Annotated in this window: 7 protein-coding genes and 3 pseudogenes; 6 read left to right on the top strand and 4 right to left on the bottom strand. The window is 57.0% G+C overall.

Annotation, left to right across the window (positions count from 1 at the left end):
- Positions 1-273: 273 nt before the first annotated feature.
- A complete protein-coding gene (locus C0Z16_RS31000) occupies positions 274-1,185 on the bottom strand; it encodes a LysR family transcriptional regulator (protein WP_102635856.1) in 912 nt (303 codons plus the stop codon).
- A 174-nt stretch (positions 1,186-1,359) separates the two neighbouring features.
- Positions 1,360-1,677: pseudogene (locus C0Z16_RS30995) on the bottom strand (transposase); the annotation flags it as partial.
- 84 nt (positions 1,678-1,761) lie between these two features.
- Here C0Z16_RS30995 and C0Z16_RS30990 point away from each other — a divergent pair.
- The 5 genes and pseudogenes from C0Z16_RS30990 to C0Z16_RS30970 all read left to right on the top strand — a co-directional run.
- Complete coding sequence (locus C0Z16_RS30990; protein WP_146014380.1) at positions 1,762-2,049, top strand: hypothetical protein; 288 nt, start codon at positions 1,762-1,764, stop codon at positions 2,047-2,049.
- Positions 2,050-2,404: 355 nt separating this feature from the next.
- Positions 2,405-2,629: a hypothetical protein gene (locus tag C0Z16_RS37905; RefSeq protein ID WP_102635854.1), complete on the top strand. Its 225-nt coding sequence runs from the start codon at positions 2,405-2,407 to the stop codon at positions 2,627-2,629.
- Positions 2,630-2,708: 79 nt separating this feature from the next.
- Positions 2,709-2,963, top strand: a complete 255-nt coding sequence (locus tag C0Z16_RS30980; RefSeq protein WP_146014379.1) for a hypothetical protein — start codon at positions 2,709-2,711, stop codon at positions 2,961-2,963.
- Positions 2,964-2,995: 32 nt separating this feature from the next.
- Entirely contained in the window at positions 2,996-3,229 is a 234-nt protein-coding gene (locus tag C0Z16_RS30975; protein ID WP_102635852.1) for a PIN domain-containing protein, read from the top strand.
- 64 nt (positions 3,230-3,293) lie between these two features.
- Positions 3,294-3,566: pseudogene (locus tag C0Z16_RS30970) on the top strand (transposase); the annotation flags it as partial.
- A 432-nt stretch (positions 3,567-3,998) separates the two neighbouring features.
- Here C0Z16_RS30970 and C0Z16_RS39035 read toward each other — a convergent pair.
- Together C0Z16_RS39035 and C0Z16_RS30955 are read right to left on the bottom strand one after the other, a co-directional pair.
- Positions 3,999-4,760: pseudogene (locus tag C0Z16_RS39035) on the bottom strand (SDR family NAD(P)-dependent oxidoreductase); the annotation flags it as partial.
- A 31-nt stretch (positions 4,761-4,791) separates the two neighbouring features.
- The gene (locus C0Z16_RS30955; protein ID WP_146014378.1) at positions 4,792-5,457 is read right to left on the bottom strand and encodes a TetR/AcrR family transcriptional regulator; all 666 of its coding nucleotides are present in this window, start codon (positions 5,455-5,457) and stop codon (positions 4,792-4,794) included.
- 208 nt (positions 5,458-5,665) lie between these two features.
- On the opposite strand from C0Z16_RS30955, the gene C0Z16_RS30950 reads away from it, so the two are divergent.
- The gene (locus C0Z16_RS30950; RefSeq protein ID WP_102635849.1) at positions 5,666-6,862 is read left to right on the top strand and encodes a cytochrome P450; all 1,197 of its coding nucleotides are present in this window, start codon (positions 5,666-5,668) and stop codon (positions 6,860-6,862) included.
- Positions 6,863-6,876: the final 14 nt, after the last annotated feature.

Here is a 6,876-nt window from a genome sequence, read left to right as displayed (position 1 = left end):
CAAGCATGATCACCCGCCCGGGCCTACGGTCATGTGGCGCGGCTTCCTGGTGCTCCACGAAATCACGGAGATGTACCGGATCTTTAGCCAGGACGGGTGATTCACATCACGAGATGTGGGTAATCCTGAGCTTTTAACCAGGGCACCCGGTAATGCGTGACCTGTCAGGAAAATGATCGCGGAAACGGACGCTCGGAAATAGCAGCAAACGGGAAGTTCAGAACACGGTTTCTGGAAAATATCGGGACTCGTGGCCGGAGGCGTAGACGCACGTCAGAGGAAATCGTCCTGGCGGGCGAGCTCGGCGAGGCCTTGCGTCAGAAAATCCAGCAAGGCACGGAACAGCTTCGGATTGTTGTGATCCGCCGGGCGCAGCACCTTGATCCAGAAGTCCGGCAGCTCGAAGCCTGCGAGGATCTGCACGAGTTCACCTTGTCTGACACTCGCCTTCGCGCGGTAACGCGGCAGCACCGCAATGCCGAGACCGTCCACGGTAGCGCGATGCATCGCGTCGATGTCGTTGGTCGAGAACGCACTGTTCACCGCCACGTCGATGCGGCCCGAGCCATGTTCGTCGAAAGTCCATGTCCGGACCGGGCTGAGATACGAATAGAGCAGGCATTGATGCGCGGGCAACTCGGATGGATGAACCGGCTCGCCGCATTTCTCCAGATACGCCGGCGACGCATAGACGAGCCGTTTGAACGGGCACAGCGGAAATTCCTCGACGCCGTCGTAGGCAACCGGCAGACCCGTGATCACGAAATCGAAACCTTCGAGCAGGGGATCGACCGGCCGGTTCCTCAATTGCAACTCGATGTCGACTTTCGGATGAGCACGGAAAAAGTCGTTCAGCAGTTTGCCGAGAAAATGATTCGTGAACGACGACGGCGCCTTGATCCGCAATCTGCCCGTGAGCCCCGGGCCATCGTCGACGGGGCCGCTCATCAGGCGTTCATAGGAGGCGAGGAAATCGCGCGCCAGTGCAACCGTCTCCCGCCCGCTTGAGGTCAGATGCAAGCTGCGCGTGGTGCGTTGAAACAGCAGCGTGTTCAGTTCTTTTTCAAGCGCACCGACCCGTTTGGTAACCACCGAGCCCGCCACGTTCAACCGCAGCGCCGCGCCGGAGAAGCTACCGATCTCCGCCACTGCGAGAAATGCTCGTACGTTCTCTACGCTGTCCATATGTTGTAATCGCTTCCGATAGTTTTCGCTATTCAACAGCCTTGCGCGAGCTCAGTTGATCATGCTTTTCGACGTCACAAGTATAACGATCGGTTGCGATTCGCCCCGGACTGAACCCGCACGCCGTCAACGACTTCACAGTGAGTGCCGCCGAGGGATTGCGCACAGTTGATCGGTCTTGAAGTCCGGCGCCAAACGGCCGGTGAGCCACATCAATTCAACATTGCGTTGGCATTCACGTTCCAGGCGGCGGCTCGACTGGATCCGGTTCAGGTAGCCTTAGATATAGATCTTCAGCAGCACGCCCGGATGATATGACGGGCGACCTGTAGTCGATGGCATCGCTCCATCGAAGCCCAGTGATTCAAGGTCAAGCTCTTCAACGAACGCCTCGATGATTCTGACCGGATTGTCCTCGGCGACAAACTCATCGAGGCACTCTGGAAGCAGCGTCACCTGCTTGCGATCTTCACCTTCTATGAATCGCTTCATCCGGTCACCCAAGCTGAATGACTTAATCCAGTTTAGGCGATCGGGTGAGAGAATGTTGGACCAAGAACTTTGGGCGAAAAACTCGTGAACCTGTACCTGATCTATACGCGGAGTAACCTGATCCTTTTGTCGCGACGGGAATACGAGTCCTGGCAACAAATTCAAGAAGACATTGACGACTACATGACCTCCTTGGGACCTTGGTCAGCAGAGGAAACCGTCGAATACCTACGGGAAGAGCATCCTGATCTTTCCCCGGATGCGGCTGAGCAGATGCGCTCGTTCCTTTCGAAGGGCGAATCGACTGTCTCCCTTCGATTTGCTCACAACGGTGGCTGGTTTGGTAGCCAGTCTTTCGGCGCTCCAAACTGATACGTTTTCACACAGCCTCGACCCACTCCGGACGCTGAACGAGGCACTATCCCAACGGCGGTTTTCAAGGCATAGCGGCCATCGCCCGCTTTGCTGTGGCCGATGAGCCCGTCGAACGGATCGACTAGGCTTCCTGTATCTTCTGCATGGGGTGCAGCTGGTCAGAAGTTCTAATCCTCTCGCCCCGACCAGACTAGATAAGGGTCTCCGGGTTTCGTCCGAGAGCTTTTTTCTATTTCTGGGCCAAGACCCCCACAGACTGAAGCCACCACGCATGGACGATTGCCACGGATCACGCCAACCGCTGATAATGCCTACGCCAAAAGGCAAACAACAAAAGACAAGCTGGGCCAAGATGAGCAACAACGATAGTGGGACAACCGCATTGGGGTTTCTGGTGATTGCTGCGGGCGTGGCCTACGCCGGGCACAGCAGATGGTTCTATCAGACTGGCCAGCAATGGTTCGATAGCTGTTGGTCATCCATCAATTCCAAGGCCCCCGCATCATCTGCGGCAGAGGCCATCGCGTGGGTGCAGTGCGAGCCGCAGACAAAGACCGCATTGTGCGACAACGCCTGAGATTAAGGCGCTTGAGTCCGCCTGTCCGAGCAACTTCACGGATATACCGCTGGCGGGCGTGCAAATCATGGCTGTGGATATGATCCAGAAGGATGGCGGGCCGCAATGGTTTGACAAGTTTCTGCCCCCGGATCGGATGATCGTGCGGACTTTCAATAAGCGCTGGCCGACCTGTGCGACCACTCGAGCCGCCAGCGGCTTTCCCAAGCTGGTCCAAAAGGGCGATAGCTGGGATTGGGCGGGACCATGCAAGCCGTGTGAAGCTGAAAAAGGCGGTGATGGGCAAATAGCGCAAGGCCGCCGTTGCAATCAATTGCAATTCGCGCTGCCGTAAAATCGTCGCGTTGTTACCTTCGGAGACGGGCAATGCCGATACGACTTTCGGTAGATACGTGCGTCTGGCTCGATCTTGGGAAGGACTATCGCGAGCAGCCCGTTATCGCTGCGGTCGAAGACTTGGTCAGCAGCGGTGACTTTGAGTTGATTGTCCCTCAACTTGTACTTGATGAGTTCGACCGTAACAAGGCCCGTATCATTGAAAAGCCCGACGCGGCCTTCAATCAGGCAGGCAGTCAACCGCTTCGGCGACGATGCAAGTGACCTGCCTTGGAATTTTCGGACCAGCTGAAACTTGAGAGAATGGCTTCCGAGGAGAAAGGAAGTCGTGACAAAGAGGCGGCTTACCGACGAGCAGATGGTCACGATCCTGCGTGAGGCAGACAAGGCGCCGGTCGCCGAGGTCGCAAAGAAGCATAGGATCAGCGAGCAGACGATCTACAACTGGCGCCAGCATTTCGGCGGGCTCGAAGCCGCCGACGTGAAGCGGCTCAAGCAGTTGGAGCAGGAGAACGCCAGAGTGAAGAAGATGCTGGCGGACCGGGTTCTCGAGCTGGACGTAATGAAAGAGATCGACGGAAAAAAATGTATGGTCCGCCCCGGTTTTGCAAGCGAGCCCTGTGCGACGAAGCAGTTTGCGTAAATGTATCCGGCCTCTCGCGAGTCAGCCGCTTTTGACGGCAAGGCCTTGATGGAATATGCGCGCCGGTTCCCAATAAGTGGCTCGGCCCCGAAGGCCGTTTTTTTGCCCCGGGTTTACCGAACGCGGTTGCACAGTTTCGTCATCAGGTATCAGCTTGCAAACTTGGAAGGGTAAAGTCCCACCAATGACTGTGTCCGAGAAAACCGTGGCGAACAGCAAGCCGGGAGTTTGGCCATCGTCGGCATTCCACGAAATGTAGTGGACGGGCGTTCTGCTGTCGTCGGTAAAGTGCGAGCGCCATGGTTGTGTCACAGCCCAATCGAACCATGAAGCGGCAGCGCTGTTCATTTTGCGTGTTGCCTCATGCAATGAAGAATCCGGAATCGACTATGAAGGATTGCCCTGTGATAAATCGACCGGACGGACCGAGCAAGGGCAACAACAGTGCAACGATGTCCTCCGGTTTCATCAGGCCGAGCGGGTAGCGCTCAGGGACCGCGCCGGGCCCCGATGGGGGTGCCGACATCCGCGCGGTGTCCTCAGTGATCATTGGGCCCGGCAAGATGCAGTTGACGGTGATTCCGTCTTTCGCATGATCGAGCGCGATGTTCTTCGATAACATATTTACCGCTGCCTTTGACGCCGAATAGCCGGCGTTGCCGATAAGAACCGGTACTTGCGAACCTATCGTTGTCACATTAACGATCCGCCGGGTTTTCCGGCCGCGAGCATCAGCTTGATGGCTTCGCGGCACGCCAGAAAAACAGGTAACGCGTTCTGGTCGAAATGTTGCTGCCAATGCGAGACGCTTGCGTCAGGCAACGTCGCGCGGCCAAGAAACGTGTGTGCATTGATTAACGCGTCGAGGCGGCCGTTGCGTTCACGGATTTTCGCAAAAGCGGAAGCTACGGCAGACTCGCTTGTGACATCGGTATGGATTGCGCAGACGTTCCCCCCCGCCTCTTGGGCGGCACTGACGACAGCGTTCAGTTTCTGCGCGTCATCTGCGACTGCGACGACCTGTGCACCAAGGCTCGCCAGTAGCATGGTCGCAGCTCGTCCGAAGCCCGTCGCTGCGCCGACGACGGCGACGCTCTGACCGTCAACGCCGAACAGATCTTTCAGTATTTCGCTGGAAGCGCTTTTTATCATCTCGAATCTCGTGCTGGGAGTTAATTTGTATTCATCGAGCTAGCGGTCGCCAAGCACGCCACAGAAGCTCAGTGACCGATTCAAGCCAGGCATTGCGTTCGTTTTCGTCAAGTTCCGTCCCGCGCGACAGCGGTAGTGACCCACCGAAGGCAAGGCACGCGAGTCCAAGCGCAGCAATCTCCGGAGCCGGGACGCACAGCCAACCCTCTTCAGTCGCCTGTTTTAACAGCACGGCAAGCGAAGCACGAAAGTCGTCGGAGTGGGTTTGCCAGTACTGAGCCAACTCAGGAAAGCGAGGCAACTCAGCGACCACAACGCGCAGCACTGCAACGTAGCCCGGCGCTGTCACGAGTTCGTGGCATCGGTGCACCAGATTCGCTAGTCGCTGCCGCCCGCCGCCGCCGGACCGGAATTCGTCGGCGTAGAGAGCCAGACGCACGTCGGCAATCTCCCGCCGTACTACTTCCTTGAACAGCTCTTCCTTATTCCCGAAGCGCCGATAGAACGATGTTTTTCCCGCCTGTGCGGCGGTAGCGATCGCTTCGATGCTTGCCCCCTCGTATCCGTGCGCGAGGAACATCCCAAGCGCAACGTCGAGATAATGTTCGTGCAGCTCGCCCGTCAAGCTCTGCGAAGGACGACCGGTCCGCCTACGCGCCGCAGCGGACATTTCTGGAGAACCGCTTTTCGTCGTCAATCCTGTCCCCTCAACATTGCGATTTCACCGGCCATTGATCTGATATTCGTTCGTATATACGAATTTTGTACATATAGGTAAACCACCAATGTGGTCGTTGTCAAAAGAACGATACCGTATCGTTTCGTTACGGTAATCACTCGGCTGCGCGGATAAGCGCTTCCAGAATTTCGAAGGGGAGCATCAAGTGAAACGTTCGGAGACACGGATGGAGACGCCTGCTCATGTTCCGCCAGAGCGGGTGGTCGACTGGGACTTTTATCGGCCTCCCGGCGGTGAGGAGAATCTCAATCTCGCGTGGGAAAAGTTGCACGAGGGGCCGGACATCGTCTGGACCCCTCACAACGGCGGCCACTGGATCGTCACCCGCGCGGAAGACATCGAGTTTGTCCAGCGCAACCATGATCCGTTTTCGATGACAGAGGTTGTACTTCCAGCCACCTCGAAGCCGATGCGGCTTCTGCCGCTTGAAGCCGACCCGCCCGAGCACGCCGAATATCGAAAGATCATTAGCGGCCACTTTATGCCGAAACCGGTCAAGGAACTCGAGGTCGATATACGGGAACTCGCGGTTGACCTGATCGAAGGCTTCAAGGCGCGCGGTGAGTGTGAATTCGTCGCCGATTTTGCGCTGAAACTGCCGATCCAGCTTTTCATGAAAATTGTCGATCTGCCGCTTTCGGATCTGGACAGATTGCTGGAATGGACTGAGCAGACAGTGCGTCCCAAAGACGAACATGCGACGGCATGGGCGTTCAGAATGACGAGCGAGTACCTGGACGACGTCATCAGGCAGCGTCGAGTAAGGCCTGGTGATGATCTCGTTGGCGCGATCGTGCACGCTAAGGTGTTCGGCCGCGATATCAGCGATGCGGAGATGCGCGGCGTCCTGTTCAACGTCCTTTTCGGCGGGCTCGATACCGTGACCTCCACGATGGGCTTCGCCGCAAACTTCCTCGCGCATAACCCTGCCCATCGCAAGCAGTTGTCCAAACAGCCAGAGCTTATTCCGAAGGCGGTGGAGGAATTCCTGAGGGTGTTTGCGCCTTCCAGCACCGGAAGACTGGTGATGCGCGACTACGAATACAAGGGCGTGCAATTCAGGAAGGGTGACCGTGTCTATGTCCGGCCGTTGCTTCACGGAATGGACGAACGACGTTATACGGACCCCCTTGCGGTGAAATTCGACCGTACCTCGAACATCCATGCTGCATTCGGTAATGGTCCACACCGTTGTCCCGGTGCAAATCTCGCTCGGAGCGAATTGCGGATTTTCCTCGAGGAATGGTTCCGGCGCATACCAGAATTCGAACCGCAGCCGGACCATGCGCCTCGCTTCCATGCAGGTATGGTGAATTGCGTGATCACCGTTCCGTTGAAATGGCGTGCGCCGGTTGCCGCCTGAATCTCACTACAGGG

It is taken from the genome of Paraburkholderia rhynchosiae, from assembly GCF_002879865.1.
Taxonomy (GTDB): domain Bacteria; phylum Pseudomonadota; class Gammaproteobacteria; order Burkholderiales; family Burkholderiaceae; genus Paraburkholderia; species Paraburkholderia rhynchosiae.
Note: the sequence above shows the minus strand (reverse complement) of the source record. Positions and strands in the feature narration are given on the sequence as shown.